Source organism: Variovorax ginsengisoli (assembly GCF_030486595.1).
GTDB classification, from domain to species: domain Bacteria; phylum Pseudomonadota; class Gammaproteobacteria; order Burkholderiales; family Burkholderiaceae_C; genus Variovorax; species Variovorax ginsengisoli_B.
Genome location: NZ_JAUJZH010000050.1, coordinates 1 through 25,893, shown reverse-complemented (window position 1 = coordinate 25,893; position 25,893 = coordinate 1). Strand labels below are relative to the sequence as shown.

Annotated in this window: 24 protein-coding genes and 2 pseudogenes; 15 read left to right on the top strand and 11 right to left on the bottom strand. The window is 67.7% G+C overall.

What is annotated here, in order from left to right; all coding sequences use genetic code 11:
• Positions 1-138: 138 nt before the first annotated feature.
• Genes QZH52_RS36960 through QZH52_RS36935 form a run of 6 tightly spaced genes read right to left on the bottom strand, consistent with a single transcriptional unit; the run spans position 139 to position 7,994 of the window.
• On the bottom strand, positions 139-2,754 hold the full coding sequence (locus QZH52_RS36960) for a cation-translocating P-type ATPase (RefSeq protein ID WP_301816262.1): 2,616 nt from the start codon (positions 2,752-2,754) through the stop codon (positions 139-141).
• Entirely contained in the window at positions 2,700-3,158 is a 459-nt protein-coding gene (locus tag QZH52_RS36955; protein WP_301816261.1) for a cation transporter dimerization domain-containing protein, read from the bottom strand. The genes QZH52_RS36960 and QZH52_RS36955 overlap by 55 nt, the downstream gene beginning before the upstream one ends.
• 19 nt (positions 3,159-3,177) lie before the next feature.
• The gene (locus QZH52_RS36950) at positions 3,178-3,606 is read right to left on the bottom strand and encodes a universal stress protein (protein WP_301816260.1); all 429 of its coding nucleotides are present in this window, start codon (positions 3,604-3,606) and stop codon (positions 3,178-3,180) included.
• Positions 3,607-3,654: 48 nt separating this feature from the next.
• On the bottom strand, positions 3,655-4,869 hold the full coding sequence (locus QZH52_RS36945) for an efflux RND transporter periplasmic adaptor subunit (protein WP_301816259.1): 1,215 nt from the start codon (positions 4,867-4,869) through the stop codon (positions 3,655-3,657).
• A gap of 7 nt (positions 4,870-4,876) precedes the next feature.
• The gene (locus tag QZH52_RS36940) at positions 4,877-7,267 is read right to left on the bottom strand and encodes an ABC transporter permease (protein ID WP_301816258.1); all 2,391 of its coding nucleotides are present in this window, start codon (positions 7,265-7,267) and stop codon (positions 4,877-4,879) included.
• A 7-nt stretch (positions 7,268-7,274) separates the two neighbouring features.
• Positions 7,275-7,994: an ABC transporter ATP-binding protein gene (locus tag QZH52_RS36935; protein WP_301816257.1), complete on the bottom strand. Its 720-nt coding sequence runs from the start codon at positions 7,992-7,994 to the stop codon at positions 7,275-7,277.
• A gap of 153 nt (positions 7,995-8,147) precedes the next feature.
• On the opposite strand from QZH52_RS36935, the gene QZH52_RS36930 reads away from it, so the two are divergent.
• The 5 genes from QZH52_RS36930 to QZH52_RS36910 all read left to right on the top strand — a co-directional run bounded on the left by QZH52_RS36930 (position 8,148) and on the right by QZH52_RS36910 (position 11,391).
• The gene (locus QZH52_RS36930) at positions 8,148-8,306 is read left to right on the top strand and encodes a hypothetical protein (RefSeq protein ID WP_301816256.1); all 159 of its coding nucleotides are present in this window, start codon (positions 8,148-8,150) and stop codon (positions 8,304-8,306) included.
• A 66-nt stretch (positions 8,307-8,372) separates the two neighbouring features.
• A complete protein-coding gene (locus tag QZH52_RS38925; protein WP_436411674.1) occupies positions 8,373-8,612 on the top strand; it encodes a hypothetical protein in 240 nt (79 codons plus the stop codon).
• Complete coding sequence (locus tag QZH52_RS36920; RefSeq protein WP_301816255.1) at positions 8,609-9,340, top strand: cytochrome b/b6 domain-containing protein; 732 nt, start codon at positions 8,609-8,611, stop codon at positions 9,338-9,340. Before QZH52_RS38925 ends, QZH52_RS36920 begins: the two co-directional genes overlap by 4 nt.
• Before the next feature lie 33 nt (positions 9,341-9,373).
• Positions 9,374-10,045 carry a winged helix-turn-helix domain-containing protein gene (locus tag QZH52_RS36915; RefSeq protein WP_301816254.1) on the top strand — a complete coding sequence of 224 codons (672 nt, stop codon included), beginning with the start codon at positions 9,374-9,376 and terminating at the stop codon, positions 10,043-10,045.
• Entirely contained in the window at positions 10,045-11,391 is a 1,347-nt protein-coding gene (locus QZH52_RS36910; RefSeq protein ID WP_301816253.1) for an ATP-binding protein, read from the top strand. Before QZH52_RS36915 ends, QZH52_RS36910 begins: the two co-directional genes overlap by 1 nt.
• A 98-nt stretch (positions 11,392-11,489) precedes the next feature.
• Here QZH52_RS36910 and QZH52_RS36905 read toward each other — a convergent pair.
• Positions 11,490-11,603 (bottom strand): annotated as a pseudogene (locus tag QZH52_RS36905) (MarR family transcriptional regulator); the annotation flags it as partial.
• Position 11,604: 1 nt separating this feature from the next.
• Between QZH52_RS36905 and QZH52_RS36900 the strand changes: the two are divergent.
• The 3 genes and pseudogenes from QZH52_RS36900 to QZH52_RS36890 all read left to right on the top strand — a co-directional run.
• Positions 11,605-12,821: pseudogene (locus QZH52_RS36900) on the top strand (TRAP transporter large permease); the annotation flags it as partial.
• A 185-nt stretch (positions 12,822-13,006) separates the two neighbouring features.
• A complete protein-coding gene (locus QZH52_RS36895) occupies positions 13,007-13,291 on the top strand; it encodes a thiamine pyrophosphate-binding protein (protein WP_301816252.1) in 285 nt (94 codons plus the stop codon).
• Positions 13,292-13,295: 4 nt separating this feature from the next.
• A complete protein-coding gene (locus tag QZH52_RS36890; RefSeq protein ID WP_301816251.1) occupies positions 13,296-14,471 on the top strand; it encodes a transketolase C-terminal domain-containing protein in 1,176 nt (391 codons plus the stop codon).
• A gap of 50 nt (positions 14,472-14,521) precedes the next feature.
• On the opposite strand, the gene QZH52_RS36885 is transcribed toward QZH52_RS36890, so the two are convergent.
• Complete coding sequence (locus QZH52_RS36885; RefSeq protein ID WP_301816250.1) at positions 14,522-14,734, bottom strand: hypothetical protein; 213 nt, start codon at positions 14,732-14,734, stop codon at positions 14,522-14,524.
• A gap of 31 nt (positions 14,735-14,765) precedes the next feature.
• On the opposite strand from QZH52_RS36885, the gene QZH52_RS36880 reads away from it, so the two are divergent.
• Positions 14,766-14,984: a hypothetical protein gene (locus QZH52_RS36880; protein ID WP_301816249.1), complete on the top strand. Its 219-nt coding sequence runs from the start codon at positions 14,766-14,768 to the stop codon at positions 14,982-14,984.
• Positions 14,985-15,086: 102 nt separating this feature from the next.
• Positions 15,087-15,353 (top strand): hypothetical protein, encoded by a 267-nt coding sequence (locus tag QZH52_RS36875; RefSeq protein ID WP_301816248.1) that lies wholly within the window; start codon positions 15,087-15,089, stop codon positions 15,351-15,353.
• On the opposite strand, the gene QZH52_RS36870 is transcribed toward QZH52_RS36875, so the two are convergent.
• Positions 15,343-16,704, bottom strand: coding sequence for a DcaP family trimeric outer membrane transporter (locus tag QZH52_RS36870; protein WP_301816247.1), 1,362 nt, complete (start codon positions 16,702-16,704; stop codon positions 15,343-15,345). The genes QZH52_RS36875 and QZH52_RS36870 overlap by 11 nt on opposite strands.
• 287 nt (positions 16,705-16,991) lie before the next feature.
• Here QZH52_RS36870 and pgaA point away from each other — a divergent pair, with 287 nt between their 5' ends.
• From pgaA to pgaD, 4 genes are read left to right on the top strand one after another with little or no spacing between them, the layout of a single operon-like run.
• Positions 16,992-19,103, top strand: coding sequence for a poly-beta-1,6 N-acetyl-D-glucosamine export porin PgaA (pgaA, locus tag QZH52_RS36865; protein ID WP_301816246.1), 2,112 nt, complete (start codon positions 16,992-16,994; stop codon positions 19,101-19,103).
• On the top strand, positions 19,100-20,893 hold the full coding sequence (gene pgaB, locus QZH52_RS36860) for a poly-beta-1,6-N-acetyl-D-glucosamine N-deacetylase PgaB (RefSeq protein WP_301816245.1): 1,794 nt from the start codon (positions 19,100-19,102) through the stop codon (positions 20,891-20,893). The genes pgaA and pgaB overlap by 4 nt, the downstream gene beginning before the upstream one ends.
• Before the next feature lie 19 nt (positions 20,894-20,912).
• A complete protein-coding gene (gene pgaC / locus QZH52_RS36855; RefSeq protein WP_301816244.1) occupies positions 20,913-22,166 on the top strand; it encodes a poly-beta-1,6-N-acetyl-D-glucosamine synthase in 1,254 nt (417 codons plus the stop codon).
• 14 nt (positions 22,167-22,180) lie between these two features.
• Positions 22,181-22,720, top strand: coding sequence for a poly-beta-1,6-N-acetyl-D-glucosamine biosynthesis protein PgaD (pgaD, locus tag QZH52_RS36850; RefSeq protein ID WP_301816243.1), 540 nt, complete (start codon positions 22,181-22,183; stop codon positions 22,718-22,720).
• Here pgaD and QZH52_RS36845 read toward each other — a convergent pair.
• Positions 22,702-23,259 (bottom strand): dihydrofolate reductase family protein, encoded by a 558-nt coding sequence (locus QZH52_RS36845; RefSeq protein WP_301816242.1) that lies wholly within the window; start codon positions 23,257-23,259, stop codon positions 22,702-22,704. The two genes, pgaD and QZH52_RS36845, sit on opposite strands and share 19 nt — an antisense overlap.
• A gap of 47 nt (positions 23,260-23,306) precedes the next feature.
• Positions 23,307-24,575 (bottom strand): FAD-dependent monooxygenase, encoded by a 1,269-nt coding sequence (locus tag QZH52_RS36840; protein ID WP_301816241.1) that lies wholly within the window; start codon positions 24,573-24,575, stop codon positions 23,307-23,309.
• A gap of 160 nt (positions 24,576-24,735) precedes the next feature.
• Here QZH52_RS36840 and add point away from each other — a divergent pair, with 160 nt between their 5' ends.
• A complete protein-coding gene (add, locus tag QZH52_RS36835; protein WP_301816240.1) occupies positions 24,736-25,743 on the top strand; it encodes an adenosine deaminase in 1,008 nt (335 codons plus the stop codon).
• The last annotated feature ends 150 nt before the right edge of the window (positions 25,744-25,893 follow it).

Sequence of the window (25,893 nt, the reverse complement as noted above, 5' to 3'; positions counted from 1 at the left end):
GGGCGCTTCCGCCCCCCCGGTCGACCGCCCGGGTGCTTTGCCACAGGTCCAGGGGAATTTCGCACCACCCAGCGCTACGTGTGAATAAGGCCGCCATGCCAACCAGGAGTTCGGATGACTTCCGGCTTGCATGGCCCATCACCCGACGCGCCACAGACGCTGATGCAGTCCCCACTTGACGCATTCAAACCAAAGCCAGGCCAGGGTCGACGCACCCAGCGCCGCCAACAGCAGTAGCAGCGACGGTTGTGCGAACGAGAACAGCCGACTGATCTCCGGGACAGCGAGCACGCTGCCCAGCAGCATGATCGTGCCCATGGCGATCCAGGCGAACTGTCGGTTGGACTCGGGATTGCCGCTCCCTGCGCTTCGGCCCCAAGAACGATTGGTCTGGATCAGCGCCAAGTTGGACAAGACGAGGACCACGAAAGTCAACGTCCGCGCCAGGTCGTCACGGTCGACTTCCGTCGATGCGACATACCTGGTGCCGGCGTAGACACCGAGCAACAATGCCAGCAAGCCGATGCCCTGCCAAAGGCCGCGGATCAGAACGACCCCATCGAAGAGGCGCTGGTCCGCACGGCGCGGGGGCGTCTTCATGGCATCGCTCTCCAGCGGCTGGGCCTCGAACACCACGGAGCAAGCCGGGTCGATGATCAGCTGCAGGAACAGAATATGAACCGGCATCAGCAGCATCGGCCAGCCCAGCAACACCGGGATCACTGACAGGCCGACGATCGGCACGTGCGCGGCCACCACGAAGACGATCGCGTTGCGCAGGTTCGCGAACACGCGGCGCCCGTAGCGCACCGCCGTCACCAGCGAGGCGAAGTCATCGTTCATCAGGACCAGCGCAGCCGCTTGGCGCGCCACCTCGGTGCCGCGGGCCCCCATCGCCACGCCGATGTCGGCCGCCTTCAGCGCGGGGGCGTCGTTGACCCCGTCGCCGGTCATGCCCACCACGTCGCCACGCGCGCCAAAGGCCCGGACGAGCCGCAATTTCTGGTCGGGCTGCACGCGAGAAAAGATGTTCGTGCCGTCGAGTCGCGCCTGGAGCTGCGCATCGGACAGCGCGGCCAGCTCGATCCCGGTGATGACCGGCGCATCGACGCTCAGGCCGGCCTGGCGCGCCACGGAGATGGCCGTCGCCGAATGGTCGCCCGTCATCATCACGACACGGATGCCGGCCTCTCGGCATTCGGCGATCGCCCGGGGCACGTCGGGCCGCACGGGGTCTTCCAGTCCCACAAGCCCGAGAAAACGGAATTCGAAGTCGTGCTGCAGTTCGGGCAACGATTCCGCCCCGAACGTGGCTTGCGCCACGCCGAGCACGCGCAGGCCGTCTCGCGCCATCGACCGCACTTGCGCGGCCACGCTCGCGGCCTGAGGGGACTCCATGTGGCAGAGGTCGACGATGGCCTCGGGCGCGCCCTTGGCCGCGATGAGCCGGTCGCGCCGGTCCGGCGACTGCCAGACGCGCGACATGGCGAGCATCTCGCGCGACAGAGGATAGTCGTCGATGAGCGTCCATTCGGCATGCAGGTGCTCCGTGCCTGCAAGCAGTTGCTGTCCGGCGGCGGCGATGGCGGACTCCATAGGGTCGAAGGCCCGGCGATGGCTCGCGAGGACCGCGTATTCGAGGAGGCCATGCAATTCTTCCTGGAGCAAATGACCCGCCGATGCCGACCGGTCGTAGACCGCCTCCTCGGACCACAGTCGTTGCACGGTCATCCGGTTGGCGGTCAGGGTGCCGGTCTTGTCCACGCACAGCACGGTGGTGGCGCCGAGCCGCTCGATGGCGGGAATGCTGCGGGCCAGGACCTGCTCGCGCGCCAGCCTCCACGCACCCAGGCCCAGGAAGAGCGTGAGGATAACCGGGAGCTCTTCCGGCAGGATGGCCATCGCGAATGTGAGCCCTGCCAGCACGCCATGCAGCCAGTCGCCTCGCGTGGCGCCGTAGGCAACGGCGAGTACGCCGGCCAGCGCCAGGCCGACGGCGGCCACCTGCTTGACCACGCGGCGCGTCTCCTGCTGGATGGGCGTGGACTCGACCGCGATCCCTGCGAGCGACTCACCGATGCGCCCCAGCGCGCTGCGCCCGCCAGTGGCCGTCACGCGGCCACGCCCGACGCCACGCGTCACCAGCGTGCCGGAGAAGGCCCTCGCGGTGTCGGCCGCCGGCCCCGACAGCGCGGCCTCCTTCGCCGCCGGCATGGATTCGCCGGTCAGCAGCGATTCGTCGATCGCGAGGTTGGATGCTTCGACGAGATCCATGTCGGCGGGAACACGATCGCCTTCCGCCAGCAGCACCACGTCGCCCACCACCAACTCGCGCGCGGCGATGCGGCGCTCCATCGCATCTCGAAAGACCAGGGCCTGGGGGCTGGAGAGGTCGCGCAACGCGTCGAGCGCCCGCTCGCTGCGTCGCTGCTGGAAGAAGCTGATGCCCATGACCACGAAGACGAACCCGAGCAGCATCAGGGCTTCCTGGGCATCGCCGATCAGCATGTAGATCGCCCCGCATGCCACGAGCAGCAGGAACATCGGCTCGGACGCCACCTCGCGCGCCAGCCTGAGAACGCTGCGCGGGCGCGAGGCCGGCAGCTCGTTCGGGCCGTCGCGTTGCAGGCGCCGCGCCGCCTCATCCTCCCCCAGGCCGCCTGCGATGGACGAAGTCGCCGACGCGGGCGGGTCCCTGTTCATGGATCCGCCTGCACCGCCGGCGCCGCGTGGTCCAGGTCCGGCCTGCGCCATGGGTCGACATGCGTCATGAGGTTGAGCACGCGGTGCCGTTGCAGCACCCGCTGTCGGGCCGCGACCGCGATGTCGTGGCCTCGCTCGACGCTGATGGCGGCATCCACTTCGAGGTGCGCGTCTACCACGATCATGTCGCCCATCTTGCGGGTCCGCACGTCGTGCACGTTGCGCACGCCTTCGGTTTCGGTGAGCACGAAATCGGCGACGAGATCCGACAGCGAATGAATGCCATCGGCCACGGGGCCCTGCGACTTGGACATGAGACCCACAGTCACCTGGGTGACGGGGAGCAGCAGGTTGACGCCGACGCTGACCCAGGTGCTGAGCGAAGCGGCGCTCGCGCGTTCCTCGACGGTGTACCGGGCGTCCTCGGGGTCGTCGGACAGCTCGTCGAACTTCATGGCGTCCCTCGTGGGACAGCTACTTCACGACCACGACGGGCTGCTTCGCGGTGGCGAGCACACGTTGCGCCACGGAGCCGATGAGCAGGTCGGCCACCGCACTGCGGCCCTTCGAGCCCAGCACGATCATGTCGAACTTGCCCTTGTTGGCGCAAGCTACGATCTCCTGCGCCACGTGGCCCGTGCGGATCTCCATGTCGTGGCCGATGCCATCGGCATCCAGCAGCTTGCGGGCCGGCTTGAGCTCCTTCTCGCTGAGTTCGCGCAGATAGTCCGCGACTTCCGCGCTGCCGACGAAGGCCTTGGCATGGCGCAAGCCCGTGTCGTCGTGGACGCTGATCAGCGTGATCTTGTTCGAGGCCGTGCGCAGCAAATGCGCGAGCCTGGCCGCGTACTTGACCGCGCGCAGCGAATTCTTGGACCCATCGACGGCGACTAGGATCTTCATGGAACGAACCTCCGGTTGTTGTTGATCTGCAAAGTGTAGGCCCGCGGCTCAGCCCTGTTGCACCAGCGGAACGCTGCGCTTCTTCACGCGGGCGCCGTCGCGCAGCGCCGCCGGCGGATAGACGATCACCTCCGCGCCCGCCTGGATGCCCCCGAGCACCCAGGCTTCGGCCCCGTTGCGCCCGCCGATCTCCACCGGCACGAGCCGCGCCCGACCTCCCTCGACGACGAACACGGCCATGCCTTCGCCCGGCAGGGGGAACACCGCGCTCACCGGCACCCGCAGCACCGAAGACTGGGCCACCGTCACGATGCGCACGCCCACGCGGTAGCCGTCGCCCAGCGCTTGCCACGACGACGGCGCGCTGCTGATGTCGATCAGGACGTTGACGCGCTGCTCCTCGATGCCCAGGGCCGAGACCTTGGTGAACGCTGCCGGCTCGATGCGCCGCACCCGGCCTTCGAGCGTGCCGGGCGAGCCCCAGCGCTCGATGCGCACCGGGGCGCCAACCCGCGTCTGCACGGCGTCGGTCGTCAGCAGCTCGGTGACGATCTCCAATTGCGAGATGTCGCCGACCTCGAGCACCGGCGCCCCCAGGGCCAAGGTGGTCTCGCTGGGCTGCACCACCTTGAGCACCTGCCCGGCCACCGGGGAGCGCAGCGGAAAGCTGGCGACCTGACCGGACGGGCTTTGCGCCGCCATCAGCGCTGCGCGCGCGGTCTCCAGTTCGTGCGTGGCAGCGTGGCGGGCCTGGAGCGCCGCCTCGACGTCCTTCTGCGCCGCCTGCGCCGACAGTCGGTCGGACTCCGCCTTGGCCGGCGCGATGAAGTTCTCCCGTGCCAGCTGTTCGGAGCGACGCAGTTCCGTGCGTGCCGACTCCAGTCCGACGCGTGCGCGCTGCACGGTGGCATCGGCGCGTTGCAGCATGGCCTCGGCGACCTCCACGCGGGCGCTCTGCTCGCGGCGAGCACGCTCGTCCAGCATCGGCGAGAGGATGGGCGTCAGCGTCGCGACCGTGTCGCCGGCAGAAACTCTGTCACCCTCCCGCAAGGCGATGCGGGCCAGCCGTCCGGCCAATGGCGAGGTGATGACATAGCGGTCGCGCAGCCGTGTGCGGGCGTCTTCGACAATGGACTGCTCATAGGGCCCGGCTGCGGCGGTTGCCACTTCGACTGCGACGGGGCGCGGCGCGAACGCCCAGGCGAGCAGCCCCGCCAGCGCGACGCCAGCACCCACCATCATGGCCAATGTATTGCGCTTCATCTCACGCTCACTCCCGCGTCTTCAAGGCAGCAACCATGTCGAGCCGGTCGATGCGGCGCCGGACAACCAGCGCGCTCGCGACCGCGGCGACGAGGACAGCCAGCGCCGCCAGCGCATAGGTGCGCGGCTGGATCGCGACCGGAAAGAAGAACTGGTCCGATTTCAACATGCGCGTGATGAGGTGGACGAGCCCGTAGCCGCCGAGCATGCCCAGCGGCAGGGCGACGACGATGCCGATCGCCAGCTCGCCCAGCAGCAGGCCCGAAACTTCCGCCCGCGTGAAGCCGAGCACCCGCAGGCTCGCCAGCTCCCAGGCGCGCTCCGCGAGCGCGATGCGCACGTTGTTGTAGACCACGCCGACAGCGATGACGACGGCGAACAGCGTCAGCACCGTGCTCATGATGAGGATGTTGCGCGCCGTCACCTCCCGCATGTTGCGCAGCATTGTCGCCTTGCTGAACGCACCCGCCGCGCGCGGGAGGCCCTGCGTGGCCTGAAGAAAGCGGGCTTCGCTGCCGCGTTCGAGCGCCAGCACGAAGCCGGTCGCCACATCGCCCTCGCCCAGCGCACGGTTCAGCGCGGTGCGGTTCATGTAGGCGTTCAGGCCCATCATTTCGCGCACCGTCGCCTCCACCGACAGTGTGAGTTCGCTGCGGCGGCCCTCCTGCACCTCGATGTGCACCGCATCGCCCACGCGCAGCCCGAGCTTGTCGGCTAGGCGGTCGGTCAGGACGATGCCGTCGCCGCTCGGCAGGGTCTGCCGGCCGTCGACGTCGATGATGCGCAACAGTTCGCTGCGCACCGGGCCGCCGCGGATCATCACCCGCTGGCGCCGTGGCCCGTTGACGAGGGTGGCCTGAACGTCGCGCAATGACTCATGGGCCAGCACGCCGGGCAGGCGCGCGAACTGCAACGCGATGGCGGCGTCGGCCGGCTCGGTCATCCACACCGACACGTCGCTGCGCATCGACAGGCCGAAGGTGCTGTCGACGATCACCTCGATGGCGTCGCGAAAGAAGTTTCCCATCACGACGATGGCCAGTGCCGCGGCGATGCCGCCGATCGACAGGCCGGTGCGCAGCGGCTTGCGTTCCATGTTGCGCAGGATCATTCGCAGCGCCGGGCTCAGGCCGGTGACGCCAAGACGCTCGGCCAGCGTGCGCCGAAAGCGACCCGGCGCCGGCGGCCGCATGGCCTCGGCCGGCGTCAGTCGAACCGTGGCAAGGATCGCGGAGAGGGTGCCCAGCACGCCGGCGCCCAGGGTCAGGCCCCCGGCCAGCAGCACGAGCTTCGGATCCATGCGGTGCTCGAAATGCGCGAAATGGAAGACTTCCGCATACAGGCCGACGAACGCGGCCCCCAGCCAGTCCCCGACCACGATGCCGAGCGCGATGCCCAGCATGACGATCAGCAGCACCAGCTTCAGGTAGTGCGCCGCGATGGCCGCGTTCGCGTAGCCGAGCGCCTTCAGCGCGGCGATCTGCTCGCGCTGCGTGGCGACGATCCTGGAGATCACGACGTTCAGCAGAAAGGCCGCCACGCCGAGGAAGATCGATGGCAGCACCGTGCCGAGCACGCGCTGTTCCTTGATCTCGTTGTCCAGCATGGCGTGCGAGGTCTGGTCGATGCGCCCGCGCGGCGTGGCGCCGCCATAGCGTGCCAGCGGCTGCGCGAGGGCGTCGATGACCTCGGCTTCGGCGATGCCGCGCGCACCTTCGGGGGCGAGTCGCACGGCGAGCGTGTTGAAGGCGCCGTCCATGTCGTAGGCGGCGGCCAGCGCCTGCTGATCGACCCAGAAGATCCCGAAGCCGCGCTGGTCCGGGATGCCCCAGAGCCCGGCGAAGACGAACTCGGGCGACACGGCGAGCCCGACGATGTGCAGGCGACGCTTGCGGCCATTGACCAGGGCGCCCACCGAGTCGCCGGGCCGCAGGCCGCGCGCCTGCGCAAAACCCTGCGATACCAGCGCGTCGATCGTGTCGCGCACGGGCTCTTCGATGGCCGTCTGGTCGAACAAGCCACGGCCCTGGGCGATGGCGACCCGGTTCAGGCGCGGCGGCTGGACCCGATCGACGCCGATCAGCTGCCCCAGCACGGGGTCGCTGCTGCCGGCGATGTCGATGCGCACCACCTCCTCGATCGTCGGCTGCACGTCGGCCACGCCCGGCAGGGCGCGAATCTGTTCGGCCAGCGCCAGCGGCGCGCGCTTGACCGTGGCGAACACGTCCGCGAAGCGTCCCTCGGCGTAGAAGGTGTCGCGCGCCACGGCCAGCGAATCGACGGCCGAGAGACTCGTGAGGAAGCCGCCCACGCCGCTGGCCACCACGAGCGCGATCGTGAGCGCCTGGCTCCACATCGCCCGCAGGTCGCGCAGCAGCTTGCGGTCCAGTGTCTTCATGGCCGGCTCACCATGCGAGCTCCGCGGACGTCATGCGCTGCGCGTTGTTCTCGATCCGCTGCACCCTGCCGTCCGCGAGGTAGACGACGCGATCGGCCATGCCGGAGATCGCGGCGTTGTGCGTGATCACCAGTGCGGTGGTGCCCAGTTCGAGGTTGATGCGCGAGATGACGTCGAGCACGAGCTTGCCGGTCGCATAGTCGAGCGCGCCGGTGGGTTCGTCGCACAGCAGCACCTGCGGCCGCTTGACGATGGCGCGCGCGATGGCGACGCGCTGCTGCTCGCCACCAGAGAGCTGCGATGGAAAGTGGTCGCGCCGGGCGGTCAGCGCCACCCGCTCCAGTGCCTCGTCGATGGGCATGGGGTTGGCGGCGATGTCGGTGACCAGCGCCACGTTCTCGTAGGCGGTGAGGCTGGGAATGAGGTTGTAGAACTGGAACACGAAGCCGACGTGATCGCGCCGGTAGCGCGTGAGCGCGTCGTCGCTGGCGGCGGTCAGGTCGTGGTCCAGGTAGCTGAGGCTGCCGGTGGTGGCCACTTCCAGACCGCCGAGGATGTTCAGCAGAGTCGACTTGCCGCTGCCCGAGGGCCCGAGCAGCACGACGAATTCGCCGGCCGCGATGTCCAGGTCGACGTCCCGCAAGGCGACGACGTCGACGTCACCTGCGTGGTAGGTCTTGCCCAGGCCCCGGGCACGAAAGACGGGCGGAGGTGGTCGGCTGGCCATGGCCGATGTTCCCGTGCGGCGCGACAGCGGCCCTTGACCTGGGTCAAGCGACGGCAGGCTGGGCAGGCGTTCCAACCGAGTTGGCCGGATCGCGGACGCAGCGTTAAGAAAACGCTAAGACCGCGACGACACGATGGCATCCAAGGAGTTGCCATGAGCTTGTTGAAAACGCGCCGGCCCGCATGCCGGCGCTTCGCCACCGCGGCCTGGATGGCCGCCATCGTCGCCGCGCCCGCGGTCGGCGCCGCCACACCGGTCGCGCTGCTCGCCGGCTACGTCGGGGAAGCGGGAGCCGGAGGGCCGATGTGTTGAGCCAGTTGATCAAGGTCAAGCCCTGAGGCGACGGCGATGTCGATACTTTCATCAGGAATCCCCGCCATGGCTGACCGTTCCCGCCGTGCAGGCATGTGGGTCTGCGCACTTGTCGCGCTCGCCGGTCCGCGGGCCTGGGCGGGCGAGGGCGATGGCGCGGCACGCACGCCCCTGCTTGCGAAGCACCGCGAGGAGTGCGCCGCCTGCCACATCGCCTACCCGCCCGGCATGCTGCCGGCTGCCTCCTGGCAGCGTGTGATGGCGAACCTGCCCCGCCATTTCGGCCGATCAAGGAGATTTCAATGAACACACAGTCCGCATCCCCCGCTGAACGCCCGGCGATCGAGCCGGGGGCCGGCAGGATCCTCGTCTGGGATGCGCCGGTGCGCGTATTCCATTGGCTCATCGCGCTGTGCTTTGCCGGCGCCTACCTCAGCGCGGAGCACGAGGCGTGGCGCCTGGTGCATGTGACGCTCGGGTACACCATGGCCGGGCTCGTCACTTTCCGTCTGCTGTGGGGCGTCGTGGGCACGCGCCATGCGCGCTTCTCGGCCTTCGTGCGCGGGCCGCGTGCCGTCATGGCCTACCTCCGCGGCATGCTTGGCGGCCATGCGGAGCACCATACGGGGCACAACCCCGCGGGTGCAGTCGCCATCGTCGCGCTGCTCGGGCTCGCGCTCGCGGTGACGGCATCGGGCTGGGCCACCTACGAGGACATCGGAGGCAAGTGGCTGGAAGAGGTCCATGAAGCGGCGGCCAACATCATGCTCGGCGTGGTCGGGATTCATATCGCCGGCGTGCTGCTCGGCAGCTGGCTGCATCGCGAGAACCTGATCGCCGCGATGATCACCGGCCGCAAGACGGGCCGCCCCGGGGACGGCGTGCGCAGCGCCTGGCGCAGTGTCGGCATCCTCATGCTGGCGGCGGTGCTCGGCTTCTGGTGGACGCAGTGGAAGACCGCTCCGATGGGCGTGGCCCACGGCCCGGCGGCCGTGTCCGGCAAGGCGGTCACGCAGGAACGGGACGACGACTGACAGCGCCGATCCATTGCCCCTCTCAATTCCCCCATGCGCATCTTGCTGGCCGAAGACGATCCCTTGCTAGGCGACGGCCTTCGCGCGGGCCTGCGCCAGCTCGATTTCCAGGTCGACTGGGTGCGGGACGGCGAGGCCGCCGAACGGGAACTGCGCGCCGAGCCGTATGCGGCAGCGGTGCTCGACCTGGGCCTGCCGCTGAAGGACGGCCTGCCCGTGCTCGCCGCCGTGCGCCAGGCTGGCATCAAGCTCCCCATCCTGGTACTGACCGCGCGCGACGGCGTGCCGGACCGCATCCGCGGGCTCGATGTCGGCGCCGACGACTATGTCGTCAAGCCCGTCGACCTGCATGAACTCGCGGCGCGCCTGCGTGCCCTGATCCGCCGCGCCCACGGTCTGCCCCAGGAGCGCCTGTGCGCCCAGGATGTCGAGCTCGACCTGGCCGCGCACACAGTGCATCGTGCGGGCCAGCCGGTATCGTTGCCTTCCCGCGAATTCGCTCTGCTGCATGCGCTGATGCTCAACGCCGGGCGCGTGCTCTCGCGAGAACAGCTTGAGCAGCACCTGTACAGCTGGGGGCAGGAAGTGGAGAGCAACGCCATCGAGGTGCACGTGCATCACCTGCGCCGCAAGCTCGGCGCCTCGCTGATCCAGACCGTGCGCGGAGTGGGCTACGTGCTCGCGCGCGACAAGCCAGCCCGTTGATGACGATGCCCCGCTCGCTCCAGGGCCGTCTCCTGCTGCTGGTGCTTGGCCTGGTGGCGGGCGTGTGGGTGGCGACCGCCGTCATGACATGGCTCGACGTGCGCCACGAGCTGGACGAACTGCTCGACGGCCATCTGGCGCAAGGCGCCGCGCTGCTGGTCGCGCAGCAGATGGAGGCACCTTCCGAAGAAAACCGGAGCATCGAAGCCCCGGTGTTGCATCGCTACGCGCCCAAAGTCGCTTTCCAGGTCTTCCACGAGGGCCGCCTGACGCTGCGATCCGCCAACGCCCCGTCCGCACCGATGATCGACCGCGGACCCCGTTTCAAATCGGGCTTCAGCACGGCCCGCATCGACGGCGCGACGTGGCGTGTGTTCGCAACCCACGGCAGCGAGCGCGACGTGCAGGTGTATGTGGGCGAGCGGATCGATTCGAGATCTTCCATCCTCTGGGCCCTGCTGCGAGGCACGCTCTGGCCGTTGTTGGTCGCCGTGCCCCTGCTCGCGATCGCGGTGTGGTGGTCGGTCCGTCGCGGCATGCTGCCGCTCAGGCGGCTCGGGCAGGCGCTGGCCCGGCGCGAACCGCAGGCACTGAGCCCCGTCGAGATCGGCGGCGCGCCGTCGGAGATGACGCCGATGCTCGTTGCACTGAACGGCTTGCTCCTGCGTATCGGCGAACTGCTGGCGTCGGAGCGCCGCTTCACGGCCGACGCCGCGCACGAGCTGCGCACGCCCATTGCCGCCATCCGCGCGCAGGCACAGGTCGCGCTCGGCGAGGCCGACGATGCCCGGCGGCGCCACGCGCTGGAAGCAACGCTCGCGGGCTGCGACCGCGCGGCGCACGTGGTCGAGCAGTTGCTGACGCTGTCGCGCCTCGAGGCCGGCGCCGATCTCGAATGCCGGCCGGTTGAGCTGGGCGTCCTCGTGCGCAGCGTGGTGGCCGAAGCCGCGCCGGCAGCCATCCTCAAGCAGCAGAACATCGAAGTCGACGCGACGGGCGAGTGCCGGGTTCGCGGTGATCCGACGCTGTTCGCGGTGCTGGTGCGCAATCTGGTCGACAACGCGATCCGCTACGGCCCGGCGCGGGCGGCGATCCACATCACGGTCGAGAAATCGGGCGACCATGTGCGGTTGGGCGTCGAGGACAGTGGCCCCGGCATGAAGGAGGAAGACATCGCGCGCTGCGGAGAGCGCTTCTTCCGCGTGCTCGGAAGCGGCGAAAGCGGCAGCGGCCTGGGCTGGTCCATCGTGCGCCGCGTCGCATCCGCCCAGCAGGCAGCGGTGCGCATCGGGCGGTCGATCCGCCTGGGCGGCCTCGCGGTGAGCGTCGAGTGGACAGCCGGCTGAGTACCGTTCGTAAGTTCCATCGGTTGATCTCTCCGGCTGGGCGCGACGAGGCGCCACGCCTGGAGCCGCGGTGCAACACGGGTACGCCAGTCAGCGGGCTACAACTGCTCGTCGCCGCCTCCTTGCCGATCATCAACCAGTTGCATGTTGTCCAGAAGCTTGAGCAAGTAGTGCAGGGTATGGGTGATGTCGTTCACGGAAAACCCCTCTAGAGGCTTGCCCATCGCGTTCTCGTTCGGACTGGCGACCTTCGGCTACATCGCACTGACCACCACCACGCCGACGGTCGTAGTCGTCGGCCGGATGGACGAAGGCATGAGCCATCTCATCCTGCTCGCCGTCCCGCTGTTCGTCCTGCTGGGCCTGCTCATCGAAATGACCGGAATTGCACGCGCCATGGTCACCTTCCTGGCCAGCCTGCTGGGTCACGTCCGAGGCGGACCTTCTTATGTGCTGATCGGCGCGATGTATCTTGTGTCCGGAATCTCGGGGTCCAAGACTGCCGACATGGCGGCGGTGGCACCGGCGCTCTTCCCGGAGATGCGCAAGCGAGGCGCGAAACCCGGTGATCTGGTGGCGCTGCTTTCCGCGACGGGCGCGCAGACTGAAACGACTCCACCGTCGTTGGTGTTGATCACGATCGGCTCCGCGACGGGTGTCTCGATTGCAGCTCTCTTCACCGGCGGCCTGCTGCCTGGCGTCGTGGTGGGGGCGACCCTGGCCGCACTCGTATGGTGGCGCTATCGGGGAGAAGACTTGTCGGGCGTTCGCAAGGCGAGCGGTCGCGAGATCGCCAAGTCGTTCCTGATCTCGATTCCCGCGCTGGCGCTTCCGGTCGTCATCCGCGCCGCGGTGGTCGAGGGTGTTGCCACGGCGACGGAGGTGTCCACCATCGGCATCGTCTACGCCGTGATCGCCGGACTGCTCGTGTACAGGCAATTCGACTGGAAGCGGATCTATCCGATGCTGGTCAGTACCGCGGCACTTTCCGGCTCGATCCTCTTCATCATCGGTGCCGCCACCGGCATGGCCTGGGCCCTGACGCAGTCCGGATTCTCGACCGCGCTGGCCGACGCAATGAAGGCGCTGCCGGGCGGCGCGGTGACCTTCATGGCGGTATCGGTGGTCGCCTTCATCATCCTCGGCTCGGTGCTGGAAGGCATCCCCGCCATCGTGCTGCTCGGACCGCTGCTGTTTCCCATTGCGCGCCAGGTCGGCATCCATGAAGTGCACTACGCGATGGTCGTGACGCTCGCGATGGGCATCGGCCTCTTCGCGCCGCCGTTCGGGTCGGGTACTACGCCGCCTGCGCCATCAGCCGCATTCATCCGAACGAGGGCATGAAGCCGATCGTCGGCTACATGGTCGCCCTGTTCCTCGGAACAGTTCTCGTCGCCGCCACTCCCTGGATCTCCGTCGGGTTCCTCTGACATCCACACCTGCGCCACTCACTCACTCACTCACCAGGAGATATTCATGACTGACCTATCGACGCTTCAGCAAAGCGCCTACCGCATCCGCCGCTACGCACTGCGCATGGGCGAAGTCCAGGGGCAGGGCTATCGGCCAGGCGCTTGGCTGGGCCGACGTCCTCGCGGTGGCCTACAAGCACGCAATGACCTACAAGCCCGAGGACCCGGAATGGGAAGGCCGCGACCGCTTCCTCTTGTCGCATGGTCACTATGCGATCGCTTTCTACGCGGCGCTGATCGAGGCCAGGATCGTCCCTGAGGAAGAGCTCGAAACCTACGGCAGCGACGACAGCCGCCTGCCGATGTCAGGGATGGCCACCTACACGCCCGGCATGCAGATGTCCGGTGGCTCGCTCGGGCAAGGCCTTCCGATTGCCGTCGGCATGGCGCTGGGGCTTCGGCTGAAGAAGAACCCGGCCTTCGTCTAACTCGATGTCCGACGGCGAGCTGGACGAAGGGTCGACCTGGGAGGCAGCGATGGGCGCCGCCCACCATCGCCTGTCAAATCTGATCTGCCTGGTCGACATCAACAACCAGCAGGCTGACGGCCCGTCCGGAAAGATCATGGGCTTCGAGCCACTGGCCGACAAGTGGGCAGCGTTCGGCTGGCACGTGCAGCGTGTCGACGGCAACGACCTGCCTGCCGTCATCGCCGCCTTCGACGCGGCGCGCGCGCTGAACGAGGACAAGCCGCGCGTCATCCTCTTCGACACCTTGATGGGCCGGGGCGTCCCGTTCCCGGAAATCGTCGGGATGACGGCCGACCTCGCCAAGTACACCGACCTGCACCTGTTCGCGCAGGCGTTTCCGGAGCGCTTCTTGCAGATAGGCATGGCCGAACAGTTGCTGATGGCGTCCGCAGGCGGCATGGCCAAGGAAGGCTTCATTCCCTTCGCGACGACGTACGCCGTCTTTGGCACCCGTCGGGCCTACGACTTCGTGTACCAGGTGATTGCCGAGGAGAACCTCAACGTCAAGATGTGCTGCGCGCTGCCGGGGCTCACCACCGGCTATGGGCCAAGCCACCAGGCGACCGAGGACCTGGCGTTGATGCGCGGCATCCCGGGCCTGACCATCATCGATCCGTGCGACGCGCTGGATATCGAACAGGCGGTGCCTCAGATGGCCAATCACGAGGGCCCCGTCTACATGCGATTGCCGCGCGGCAACGTGCCACTCGTGCTGGACGAGTACGACTACAAGTTCGAGCTCGGCAAGGCCAAGCTGATTCGAGATGGCAAGAGCGTCTTGGTGATCTCGAGCGGCTTCATGACGATGCGCTCCCTGGAAGCCGCCCAGCAGTTGCAGGCAGACGGCATCGATGTCGCGGTGCTGCATGTCCCGACGATCAAGCCGCTCGATGAGGCGACGATCCTCGCCGAAGTCAGGCGACTGGGACGACTCGTCGTGGTGGCGGAGAACCACTCGGTGATCGGCGGCCTCGGGGAGGCGGTCGCGGGCCTCCTGATGCGCTCGGGCGTCGCGACGACGTTCCGCCAGATCGGCTTGCCGGATGCCTTTCTCGACGCGGGTGCGCTGCCGACACTGCATGATCGCTACGGCATCTCCACGCAGGCGATGAGTCATCAGATCAAGGGCTGGGTCTAGACACCCCCGCGTCCACCACCTTGGTCCGTACCCACTACGAAATGACACGCTCATTCCACTAACGGACCTTTGCGCGCCGAGATCCGTCCGGGCGGACGGGCGGCGCTCATTCGATGCTGCAAACACTGGCCATCACCGGCCCCATCTACCTCGTCATCGCGCTTGGTTTCCTTGCGGGGCGCGCCGGTGTCTTCAGCAAGCTGGACATGCACGTTCTCGGCACGTACGTCGTCAAGTTTGCGCTCCCCCGCGCTGGTGTTCACGGCGCTCTCCCAACGCCCCGTCGGCGAGGTCATGAGTGGCCGCTATGTGCTGGGTTATGCGGTCGGATCGCTGGTCGTGATGTTGTCCGCCTTCGGCTGGGCCTGGCGCTGGCAGGGCAAGAGCTTCACGCTGAGCGCACTGTGCGGGCTCCCTCTTCGTGATCGGTGGCACATTGGTCGGATTGAAGACCAAGGGCATGCGGCGCGAGATCGACTGCGCCGTCCTTCTCGAATTTGGGAATTCCGCTGAGCCTCCCCGCAGCTTGCGGCCGTTCGCTACATGCGAATGTGGGCAGATATTCCTACACCCCCGCTGCACTCCGCTCCGATACACGCCGATCGGAGCTTGCCCATGCCATCGCTTTCGTTGAGGGCGACGAACGCGAAAAACGCAACGATCAGCGCGCCCACGGCCCAGCGTCGCGGCCGCGATTTCCACACAGAGAGCAACGCCAAGGCGGCAGCGGTCAATGCCGTGCCAATCGATACTGGATCCTTCATCAAGGAATTATGCAGGGCTCACGCGGGCGATGGTCTTCCAGCCGCCTTGCTCCAGGTCCTGCTGGATCTGGTGCAGGCGCACCCCCGCCACGTTTTGAGCGCCGACGTCAGAACGTGACCTTGGTCGAGAACTGCAGCCGGTAGTCGTCCGCCGACAGTCCGAACTTGTTCTCGAGGCGACCCCAGACGAACTCGCCGCCCAGCAGGATGCTTCGAGATGCGGAATACAGCAGATTGACCGACGAATAGCTGCCCTTGTGGAAGGCGGTGGCAAGCTGTCCGGCGGTATTGCTCTGCCGATGCTCGCTGTAGCCGATGGCGCTGCTCCACTTCTCGCTCCAGGCGTGGTTGTAGTAGACGAGCCACCCCAGAGACCCCACCGTTTCGGCCTGCAGGTTCGCGCCCGGGGCCAGGTCCACGCCGCCGTCGTTCATGTAGCTCGCGATGGCTTGCCCGCCGACGACCTGCGCGTTCAGCTGATCCTTGCCGAACACGTTGTACGTGCCGCTGAGGTTGAGCCCGTACCCGGTCTTCGAGCCGGACGGCTCGCTGTTGAAGCTGATCGTGTTCTGGAAGCCGACCTGTCGCACGATGGCGGCGGCCCGGACATGGCCCCAGTCGCCGTCCATCCGCAGGCTCGCGACGACGTCCGGGGCACGGTTCCAGCCGGTGATGCCGGCGCCGAGCGCCGGGTCCACCCGTGTGATGCGACCGGTATCGATCGCGGAATTGGGCGCCTCGAGCGAGAAGGCCGCGGTCAATCCATCCTTGCTGTAGGGCGTCAGGCGCAGCTGAGGATTGCGCACGAAGACCATGCCGCTCGGTCCCCAGTAGTCGATGATGTTCGGGAACACGTCGATGTCCATGAAATTCGAGTAGGTCTGGCCGACGCCATACATGCCGAGTTCGGCCCAGGCGTTCAGCCAGTGGATCTGGGTACCTCCGTTGGTCGCGAAGAGGTCGAAGCTCAGGTCGGTCTTGACCGGGCCGAGGCTCGTCGGGATGAAGGACTTGAACCCGAGACTCGATTGCCGCACGCTGAAGACCGTCGTGCCATCCTTGCCGCATCCTGGCGATCCCGGGCAGATGATCGGAATCTGCGATGGCCGCAGGGTCGCCTGCCAGTCGGGGTTCATGCGCTTGAAGTCGTAGATCGTGTCGATCATGGCCTGGCCGTAGAACTCGACCCTTGCCTTGTCCGAGTCCGGGGCGCCGTCCTCGGCCCTCGTGCCCACCGAGACGACGGGTGCCCAAGCGGCGGCAGCGGGCGCGGCAACGGCGGCCGGTGCCGGGGCGGCCGTCTTTTGCTGCTCGAGGGCCGTCATGCGCGCCTGCAGGTCCTGGATCGTCTTCATGGCCTGCTGCAACTCGGCCTTCAGTTCGTCGTAAGACGCCGGGTCGGCCGCGCAGGCACCGGGAGCGGCGTGAACGGCCCCGACGACCGCAAGCGTCCAAAGCGATTTCCTCATGACACCCCCCTGTGGTGGACTTGACAGGTCGCGTTTGACGCGAATGGCGCAACGAATCTTGGGAGTCGCCTACCGGCCGTCACTTGGGCGGCGGGGCAATTCGCGTATCTCCGTTACAACCATCCCGTCGATTCCTCGGGTTCTCTGCCGCTCGGCGCCGCGCATGAAGGTCCCCCAGGATATGGCATGCCTCGTGTTTGACGGATTTGATTGCCACGTTTAGGCTGAAAAAAAGAGCAGTCACCGGCCGCATTCAGGAGTGCCGAATTCTCCGACATTCTTCCACCTTGGGTCTTCGCTCCACCGCCCTGGCCGGGGTGGTGGCATGCGGCATCGCGGCGGGACAGGGCGTGTCTGCGCCCGGTGCAACTCAGGCCCCTCGGTCACCGTCCAGGCCCGGCGCGCAGGCCGACGCAGCGGTGGCGGCGCAGGCGCTGCTCGAGCGTGGTCGCGCTTTGCTGCGCACAGGCGATCGCTATGCCGCCCTTGGCGCGATCGCGCAGGCCCGGCGCCTGCAGCCAGACAACGCCGAAGTCACCCAGGCCCTGGCCGATGTGCTGATGGAGCTGGGCGCCCCGAGCGCCGCCGCCCACGCGCTGGGCGCCCGCGCCGACCCGGGTGTGCGCAGCCGCGTCGCCGGCCAGCGCCTGCGCTGGGCGATCGACATCCCTCCGCGGGGGCCCGATCCCCGACGGCGTTTCGACGCCGTGGACCCGGCGCTGGCCCGTCTCGACGCGTTGTTGGTCGAGGCACGTGCCGCCACGCCGCCGGACCCGGGTCTGGTCACGCGTCTGCAGCGCGACCGTGCGGTGGCCCTGCGCCAGCGCGAGCGCTGGCAGGACGCCGTGGACCAGGTGGAGGCGCTGCGTGCGGCGCAAGATGCCCTTCCGGCCTATGTCCTCGTCGCCGAGGCGGACGCGCTGCTCGCTCTGCGCCGCCCCGCGGATGCGCGCCGCGTCTACGACGAAGCCCTGCAGCGCCTGACGCCTTCGGAGCGCGCCGACGACGAGGGTCCATGGCGCTCGATCATGATGGGCCGTGCCTATGCAGAGACGGAATCCGAGGAATTCGACGCGGCCTTCGCCACGGTCGACGCCCTGGTGGCCGCTGCGGGACCGCCCTGGCGCCGTGCCGGCGAACATCAGACGCCGCGCGAAAACGAAGCCTGGCTCGAAGCGCAGGCCTTCGACGCTGCGGTGCACAGCTATGCCGACATGCCGGCCGCCGCGTGGCAGCGCATCGCGCCGCTGGAGCGAGGCGCCCCGGCTCTCCCGTGGCTGCGCGCGCAGGCGGCCGATATCGCTGCGCAGCAGGGCTGGCCGCGCCGGGCCGAAGACGGCGTCGATGCCGCCGCCGCGCTGGCGCCGGAGGACTTCGGCATTCGCGTGCAGCAGGTGGACTCGGACACGCGACGCCATCGCTTGCTGCGCGCCGACGCGCGCCTGGCGCCGCTGCTGGAAGAAGGCGCGGACATTCCACGGGTGCAGCAGGCGCGGCGGGAACTCGACGCCGCCATGGGCCCCAGCGTGCGCTTCGCGCTGGGTGGCAGGCATACCGACAACCAGGCGCTGCAAGGGCCCGGCAATGGCGGCGAAGCCAGCCTCCAGGTCGAGTCCTCGACCTTCGCTGGCACTTGGCGGCTCATCGGACTGGCCGACAGCAGCAGCGACTCCATCGAGGAAGGCCGCGCCGAACGCCATCGTTTCGGCGGCGGTGTGCAGGCCCTCTGGCCCGACTGGAAGGTCAACGCGCTGGCATGGTCCCAGACAGGCTCCCTGAACACCTCGGGCGGCTCGCTCGCCACCCAGTGGCAGCCCACCGATCACTGGACGTTCCTGGCGGATGCCGCGAAGCATTCGCCGGACACCCCGCTGCGGGCGGATTTCCATGGCATCACGGCCGATGCGGCAAGAGGCGGCCTGCGCTATGCCTGGACCGAATCGACTGAGGCGGGCTTGAAAGCGCAGTACATGGACTTCAGCGACGGCAACAGGCGGGAGCAGGTGACGATCGACGGCGCCCTCACCTTGCTCGATCGGCCGCACCTCGACATCATGGTCAGGCCGCGCGTCGAATGGCAGCGCAACAGCCTGGCCGTCACGCCCTATTTCAACCCCAGGGAGTCATGGCTGCCTTCGCTCGAGGCGCAGGTGCAGCATGTTCTGGGGCGTGTCTACGAGCGCGTGCTGCTGCAGCGGCTGCGACTGACGATCGGCATGTTCGACCAGCGCGACTTCGGCGGCTATGCGGTGGGCGGCGCCGCCTACGAGCAGACCTGGCGCCATGATCCCTGGACCGAACTGACCTGGGGCATCGAATGGGCGAGCAACGTCTACAACGGCCAGCGCGAGCGCACGCTGAACGGCTACCTCAAGCTCGAGCACAGGTTCGGAAGATGAACACGAGCCCGCCCGCCAACAAGGCGATTCGCACGCTGGCGATCTCGCTGCTGCTCCTGTGCCTGGCCGCCCGGCCCGCGCTCGCGCAGCAGCCGTCGCCCGCATCCGGATCGGCCGCGACCTTCGCGACCGTGGGCCTCCATGACGTGGTGGACGCTGCGGGCGACCTGGACGACGACGCGGTCACCGCGGATCGCCTGGTGAGCTTTTTCGACTGGCTGCGCGGCAACGACTGGACGGCGATCTCGCTCGACGACATCGCACGCGCGGGCCGCGGCGAGAAGGCGCTGCCCGCCAAGGCCGTGCTGATCACCTTCGACGACGGCTACCGCAGCCTGTACACCCGCGTCTACCCGCTGGCGCTCGCCTACGGCTTCCCGATCGTCGCGGCCCTGGTGGGCGAATGGATGGCACCACCCGCGGGCTCGATGGTTCGCTATGGCGATCGCGCGGTGCCGCGCGAACGCTTCATCACCTGGGATCAGGCGCGCGAGATGCAGCGTTCGGGCCTGGTCGAGTTCGCGCTGCACAGCCAGTCGCTTCACGCCGAAGTCGTCGGCAACCCGCAGGGCAACACCATGCCGGCGGCGGTGACGCGCCGCTACACCCCCGGCATGGGCTACCAGAGCGAAGCCGACTTTGCGGCGGGCGTCCGCGCCGACCTGGCGGCCGGGCGGGCCAGCCTGCAGCGCGAACTGGGCCGCGCGCCGCGTGCGCTGGTGTGGCCTTACGGCCGCTACGACGGCATCGGCATGCAGGCCGCCCGCGACCTGGGCTTCGCGTTCGCGCTCGTGCTCGACCAGGGACCCTCTCGCCTGGACCAGCCCTTCAGGCTGGCCCGGTTGCTGCACAGGCACAACCCGCCGCTGCCGGACCTGGTGCAGAGCCTGCGTCCCGATCCGAACGAGCGGCGCCTGGATCGCCTGGTCTGCCTCGACCCGGCGGCCCTGTGGACCGACAACGCGGAGGCCAGCAACGAACGCCTGGGCCTGGCGATCGAGCGCGTGCGGGCGCTGGGCGTGACTGGCCTGGTGGTCGACGCGGTTCGCCGCGATCCACAGGGGCAGATCTCCGCCGCCTGGTTTCCTGCCCGGGAGCTGCCCTTGGCGGGCGACTGGCTGTCGCGCATCGCCTGGCAGATGGCCACGCGCGCCGGCGTGAAGGTCTATGCCCGCCTGCCGCATCGCGAGGCACTCGCGGCGTTGGGCGACGACGCGCGCGTGCAGCGCCTCTATGAGGACCTGGGTGCCAAGGTGCCGCTGGACGGCTGGCTGCTCGAGGACACGCAGGCGCTGGCGATGCGCTTCGACGGTCCGCCGCCGCTCTTCGCGCACCGCCCGGGCATTCCGCTGGCCTGGTCATCCTGGGTGATACGCGAGCGGCGACAGTCGGTGCTCGCCGACCTGGGTCGCGCGGACGGCATCGACGCGCCGGGATGGCGGGCCTTCGCGGCCCTGGACGCCGCGCGACCCGGTCTGGAATTGCTGTGGGTCGCGCCACGGCATCCCGTCGCAGCGCCGCACCCGCTGGCGGACATCACCCTCGTGCCCCGAGGCGTCCACGACCCGGTCGCCGAAGACCGCCTCTCGCCTGTCGATCCAATGCTCCTGAGATGGTTCACCGGCGTGGCGCCGCCCGACGCCCGGGTACTGGCCCGCCAGGCCCTCGACTTCCAGCGCCGCGGCGGCGTTTCGCTGGGCTGGTGTCCGGACGATCCCGTCGCGGATCGGCCCGAAGCGGCCATCGCGGCACCCGCGGTGTCGGGGTCGATCTTTCCGGTGCGACGTTGAAAGGCGGAGCCGAACATCCATGCACTTCAACGAACTCATCGCCGCCTTCTGCTTCGGCTATCCCTTCGTGATGGCCCTGTTCTGGATGACCGGCGGCTTGCTCTACGTCGGGTTGCGCGGCCGCCATGAGCCGCGGCCGGAGCATCCTCCGAAGCTACCGTCGTACCCGGGCGTGTCGGTGCTGGTGCCTTGCCACAACGAGGAGCGGCAACTGGCCGAGACCTTCGGGGCCCTGTCATGCATCGACTACCCGGACTTCGAGATCATCGCGATCAACGACGGCTCCACCGACCGGACCGGGGCATGGCTGGAGGCCTTGATTCCGCAGCTGCCGATGCTGCGCGTCGTGCACCTGGAAAGCAACCAGGGCAAGTCCACCGCGCTGAACGCCGGCGCGCTGGCCGCCCGGCATGAGTTGCTGGTGTGCATCGACGCCGATGCGCTGCTCGAACGGCATGCGCTGACATGGCTGGTGCGCCGGTTCCAGACCGATGAAGGCATCGGCGGGCTGACCGGAAATCCGCGGGTGCGCAACCACGCCACGCTCCTCGGACGCCTGCAGGTCGGCGAGTTTTCGTCCATCGTGGGGCTGATCAAGCGGGCCCAGACCGTGTATGGATCGCTGTTCACCGTCTCCGGCGTGATCTGCGCCTTCCGAAAGCGCGCACTGCAGGACGCCGGCTGGTGGTCTCGCGAGGCCATCACCGACGATGTCGACGTCAGTTGGCGCCTCCAGCTCGCCGGCTGGCGGCTGGCCTTCGAGCCCAAGGCACTGTGCTGGATCCTGATGCCGGAGACCCTCCGCGGACTGTGGCGCCAGCGCCTGCGCTGGGCCGAAGGCGGCGTGACCGTCATGCTCAAGGTTATTCCCAAGCTGCTGGCGCAGCCGCGCATGCTTCCGGTATGGATCAACTATGTCGTCGCGGTCGCCTGGGCCTATGCGATCGCAGGGGGCTTCCTGGCATGGGTCGTGGGTCCGTTGCTGCGCTTCTGGGGCTTCGCCCTGCCGGAATTCTGGCCAGTCTTCGGACCATTGCCGCGCGGCTGGGGCCAGGTCCTGGCGCTGACCTACCTCGCGCAGGCTGTGACGAGCGCCTGGATCGACGAGCGCTTCGAGCGCGGCATGTTCCGATCGCTGTTCTGGGTCGTCTGGTATCCGCTGGTGTTCTGGGCCGCCCAGGTCGCGACTTCGGTCGTCGGCTTGCCGCGTGCCATCCTTCATATCGGCAGCATGCGCGGAACCTGGGTGAGCCCCGACCGCGGCCTGCGTTGACGCGGGAGCATTCGATGATGCAGAAGACGCTTGCTACGCCGGGGGACGACCCCGCTTCGCCGCCGGAACTGGCCCCGCCGCCCGATTGGCCGCCACGAATTCAGCGGGTGCGCGCGCAGTGGTGGATGCGCGTGCGCGACCTGGTCATCACCTTGCTTGCCTGGATGGCCTATCTGTGGTTTCTGAGAGAGCCCGTCATCGCCGGCGTTGCATGGCTGAGCCCGTCGGCGGGGACCTATCTCGGGAACCTGATCGACCACCCGCTCGCCGTCGACCTGCGTCCCTATCTGTGGATGGCGGCGGGCCTCATGGTCTGGTTGGGCCTGGCAGGCCTCAGCCGGTGGCGCCGCCTGCGCCAGCAGCCCAGTCGCGATCGGGAAGTTCCGCCGTTGCTTCCCGACGAGCAGTTCGCGGCGGCCGGGGTGGCACTCCCGGACCAGCCCCTGTGGCGCGAAGCGCGCTGCCTTCGCGTGCAACATGACAATCAAGGGCGAGTGGTTGGCGCGGCGCGGAAGTCGGAAGACCCGCCTCCTGGTCAGCGCGCGCGCCGGTAGTGCATGGCGACGGCGCCGCTGCGGAGCGCGGACGCCGAGATCAACTCGAGCCGTCGAGCGCTGGGCAGCCCGCTCTCGTACAGGGTCGGGCCGTGGCCGGCAATCCTGGGGTGAACGAGCAACTTGTATTCGTCGATCAGATCCAGCCGGTCCAGCTCGGTCGCGAGCTTGCTACTACCGAGGAGCACGCCGTCCGGGGTCGTGTCCTTGAGCGCCTGCACGCCCGTGCGCAGGTCGCCGGCGATGTGGTGGCTGTTGGTCCACGGGAAGTCCCTTCGCATCGAGGACACCACGTACTTCGGCTTGGCCTCCAGCTTGACCGCCCACTCGCGCATCGCCGGCGGTGCCTTCGCATCGCCACGGGCGACCGCTGGCCAGTAGCTCTCCATCATTTCGTAGGTCACGCGGCCCCACAGCATCGCCCCGCACTCGTCCATGAGGCGGTTGAAGAAGGCGTGAGTCTCGTCGTCGGCGATTCCTTCCTGGTGGTCGACGCAGCCGTCCAGGGTGACGTTGATACCGAAGGTCAAGAGTCCCATGGTCCCGTTTGATCAAATGAGGCCGATGATGCGCGCGTCCAGATTCATCACCGCAGCACTGCTGCCACGGCGGCGGTCGCATCTGGAAGCACGTCGTAGGCATAGAGACGCTTGCGGAATTCGGCATGCGCGGCGAGTTCTGCGTCGCGGGTACTGAGGTCCGCAGCGGTCGAGTCCAGACGCAGTCCGTTTTGCCGGGCACCCAACTGAATTTCCGCCACACGCTCGCGACGCAATCGGTCGTAGGCAAGCAGCGACGACGCCACCTGCGATCTGTCCACCTGGGCCAGGATCGTGGCGAGTGCCATGCCGTCCTCGATCGCCTGGTTGGCCCCCTGGCCCAGGTGCGGCAGCATCGGATGCGCCGCGTCGCCAAGCAGTGTCAATCGGCCCTTGGTCCAGGTCGGTAGCGGCTCGCGGTCGTAGAGTGCCCAGCGAAATGTCTTGTCGACTTGCTGCAGGACATCGGAAATGCGCGGGTCCCACCCTGCGAACTCGCGGCGCAACACCGCCGGATCGCCGGGCGCGGACCATGATTCCTTCATTTCTTCATCGGTCGGGACGAACCCAACGTAGTTGACCATTGATCCGTGGCGAACAGGAAAGACCAGGAAATGCCTGGACGGACCAGCCCACATTTGCCAGCGGTCCATCGGCCAGTTCGGCAGCCGCTCGCGCAAGATCAGGCCCCGATAGGAAATGGTGCCGTGAAATACGGGCTTCGAGGGCGGAAAGACGTAGGGACGCAGTTCGGAATGTATTCCGTCCGCGGCAATCACCACGTCGGCCTCGGCGGTGGCGCCGTTGGAAAATTCGACGCGGGCTACGTCGTCGGTCTGCTCGAAGCGGATGGCACGGTGGCTGGTATGGACGATCCCGACAGGCAGGTTGGCAGCAAGGAAATCTACAAAATCGGCGCGATGCATGCCGAAGGCCGCATGCCACCCGGACGCATCCGACACCTGCACCGCGGCAATCGGCGTGCCGTCGTGGCGAAGGTAGCAGGAGTTGGGTCCGACTCGCGCGCCCCATCTTTCGACGGCGGGCCCCAGACCCACTCGCTCGAGGTGGCGCACCGCATTCGGCGTCACGAACACGCCAGCGCCGATCTCACCCAGGGCGGACGCCTGTTCATAGACAGAAACGCGCAGCCCCTTTCCGATCAACGCATTGGCGGCGAACAGGCCGCCAATGCCGCCTCCGATGACCAGGACGCTTGGTCGAGATGCCATTTCAACCCAATCGAAAACGCTTCGACAGGGCATTGTGCGATCTTGAACGGGCAGAGGGCAACGACAATCGACGAGAAACTGCATGCCGCTGTGCAGGGTGTGCGCATCGAGGTGGGTCGGGAAGTCTGCGGGCGGCCGCCCTGAAAGCAGATACTGGATATGTGCGCTGGCATATGACGTTGGGATGTCATTGCACGAGACTTGCGGTTGACGTCTCACGACGCACTCACAATCGAGTCGTACCATGTCCAACGCTCCCCCTCACGTCGACCGACTGCGCGCCTTGCCAAAGGCAGAGGTCCATGCCCATCTCGAAGGCTGCTTTGAATCGAGCGTTCTCGAGCAATGGGCAACGCAGGCGCGCGTGCTCATGCCCAGGCCCCGCGAATGCTTGTTCGAATTTGAAGGCCTGGCGGACTTTCTGCGTTTCCTCGACTGGGCTTGTGGCCTGGCGTCGACCCGTGAACGCCTGGCCGAACTGAGCTATGGCTACAGCAAGCGTCTGGCCGACGGGGGTGCAGGCTATGCTGATGTGATCGTCAATCCGGCCCACTGGCCGGCGTGGCATGGGCGTCTGCCCGACATGATCGACGCGATCGATGCCGGCCTGACCGCGGCAGAACAAGACGGGCTTCCTCCCGTGAGCCTTTGTGTCAGCCTGCTGCGAACGCAATCGTCAGACGCGGCGGCCGAACTGGTCGACACGCTGGTGGCGCTGCGACATCCACGCGTAGCGGCGCTCTCGATCGATGGCAACGAAGCGGCCTCCGGTCGCACCGGCCCACGCTTCACAGAGGCGTTCCGACGCGCGGGCGCGGCGGGCCTGCGCCGCACCGTACATGCCGGCGAGTCAAGTGGCCCCGAGGGTGTGTGGGATGCCATCGAACTGCTCGGCGCCGATCGCATCGATCACGGTGTACGAGCGATCGAGGATCCCGAATTGGTTGGACTGCTGGTCGATCGGCAGATTCCCCTTGGCATTTGTCCGACCTCCAATCTGACCTTGGGGGTCTACCGCAGCATAGAGGATCACCCGATCGATCGCCTGCGCCGATCCGGCGTGGCCGTTTCGATCAACACCGATGACCCGGTCCTGCTGGGGGCCAGCCTGGTAGGGGAGTACGCGTTGTGCAGCAAGGCGTTCGACTGGTCGGATGACGATCTTCGATCGCTGGCACGCAATTCGATCGATGCGAGCTTCGCCAACGCCGACGTCAAGGCAAGGCTGACGCAGGCGCTGTCGTGTTGGTAAAGCCGCACAGATCAGACGACAACGTGTGAAGACCGTATCATACTAACTTGCGTTCAAAGATATAGAAGTTATCCATTTGAACCCAGTCATTGAACGGGTTCGCGTTGTATTGGATTCGAGGGCGACGAGTCCGCTTATCACGGCGCTCTC

Bases quoted from the DNA above. Each gene is read 5' to 3' on its own strand.
- QZH52_RS36840 (WP_301816241.1), bottom strand. From the start codon at position 24,575: ATGCAGTTTCTCGTCGATTGTCGTTGCCCTCTGCCCGTTCAAGATCGC.
- pgaB (WP_301816245.1), top strand. From the start codon at position 19,100: ATGAACACGAGCCCGCCCGCCAACAAGGCGATTCGCACGCTGGCGATC.
- QZH52_RS36870 (WP_301816247.1), bottom strand. From the start codon at position 16,704: ATGAGGAAATCGCTTTGGACGCTTGCGGTCGTCGGGGCCGTTCACGCC.
- QZH52_RS36935 (WP_301816257.1), bottom strand. From the start codon at position 7,994: ATGGCCAGCCGACCACCTCCGCCCGTCTTTCGTGCCCGGGGCCTGGGC.
- pgaD (WP_301816243.1), top strand. From the start codon at position 22,181: ATGATGCAGAAGACGCTTGCTACGCCGGGGGACGACCCCGCTTCGCCG.
- QZH52_RS36930 (WP_301816256.1), top strand. From the start codon at position 8,148: ATGAGCTTGTTGAAAACGCGCCGGCCCGCATGCCGGCGCTTCGCCACC.
- QZH52_RS36940 (WP_301816258.1), bottom strand. From the start codon at position 7,267: ATGAAGACACTGGACCGCAAGCTGCTGCGCGACCTGCGGGCGATGTGG.
- QZH52_RS36845 (WP_301816242.1), bottom strand. From the start codon at position 23,259: ATGGGACTCTTGACCTTCGGTATCAACGTCACCCTGGACGGCTGCGTC.
- QZH52_RS36890 (WP_301816251.1), top strand. From the start codon at position 13,296: ATGTCCGACGGCGAGCTGGACGAAGGGTCGACCTGGGAGGCAGCGATG.
- QZH52_RS36920 (WP_301816255.1), top strand. From the start codon at position 8,609: ATGAACACACAGTCCGCATCCCCCGCTGAACGCCCGGCGATCGAGCCG.
- QZH52_RS36880 (WP_301816249.1), top strand. From the start codon at position 14,766: ATGAGTGGCCGCTATGTGCTGGGTTATGCGGTCGGATCGCTGGTCGTG.
- pgaC (WP_301816244.1), top strand. From the start codon at position 20,913: ATGCACTTCAACGAACTCATCGCCGCCTTCTGCTTCGGCTATCCCTTC.
- QZH52_RS36955 (WP_301816261.1), bottom strand. From the start codon at position 3,158: ATGAAGTTCGACGAGCTGTCCGACGACCCCGAGGACGCCCGGTACACC.
- QZH52_RS38925 (WP_436411674.1), top strand. From the start codon at position 8,373: ATGGCTGACCGTTCCCGCCGTGCAGGCATGTGGGTCTGCGCACTTGTC.
- QZH52_RS36915 (WP_301816254.1), top strand. From the start codon at position 9,374: ATGCGCATCTTGCTGGCCGAAGACGATCCCTTGCTAGGCGACGGCCTT.
- QZH52_RS36960 (WP_301816262.1), bottom strand. From the start codon at position 2,754: ATGGCGCAGGCCGGACCTGGACCACGCGGCGCCGGCGGTGCAGGCGGA.
- add (WP_301816240.1), top strand. From the start codon at position 24,736: ATGTCCAACGCTCCCCCTCACGTCGACCGACTGCGCGCCTTGCCAAAG.
- QZH52_RS36950 (WP_301816260.1), bottom strand. From the start codon at position 3,606: ATGAAGATCCTAGTCGCCGTCGATGGGTCCAAGAATTCGCTGCGCGCG.
- QZH52_RS36875 (WP_301816248.1), top strand. From the start codon at position 15,087: ATGCCATCGCTTTCGTTGAGGGCGACGAACGCGAAAAACGCAACGATC.
- QZH52_RS36895 (WP_301816252.1), top strand. From the start codon at position 13,007: ATGACCTACAAGCCCGAGGACCCGGAATGGGAAGGCCGCGACCGCTTC.
- QZH52_RS36945 (WP_301816259.1), bottom strand. From the start codon at position 4,869: ATGAAGCGCAATACATTGGCCATGATGGTGGGTGCTGGCGTCGCGCTG.
- QZH52_RS36910 (WP_301816253.1), top strand. From the start codon at position 10,045: ATGACGATGCCCCGCTCGCTCCAGGGCCGTCTCCTGCTGCTGGTGCTT.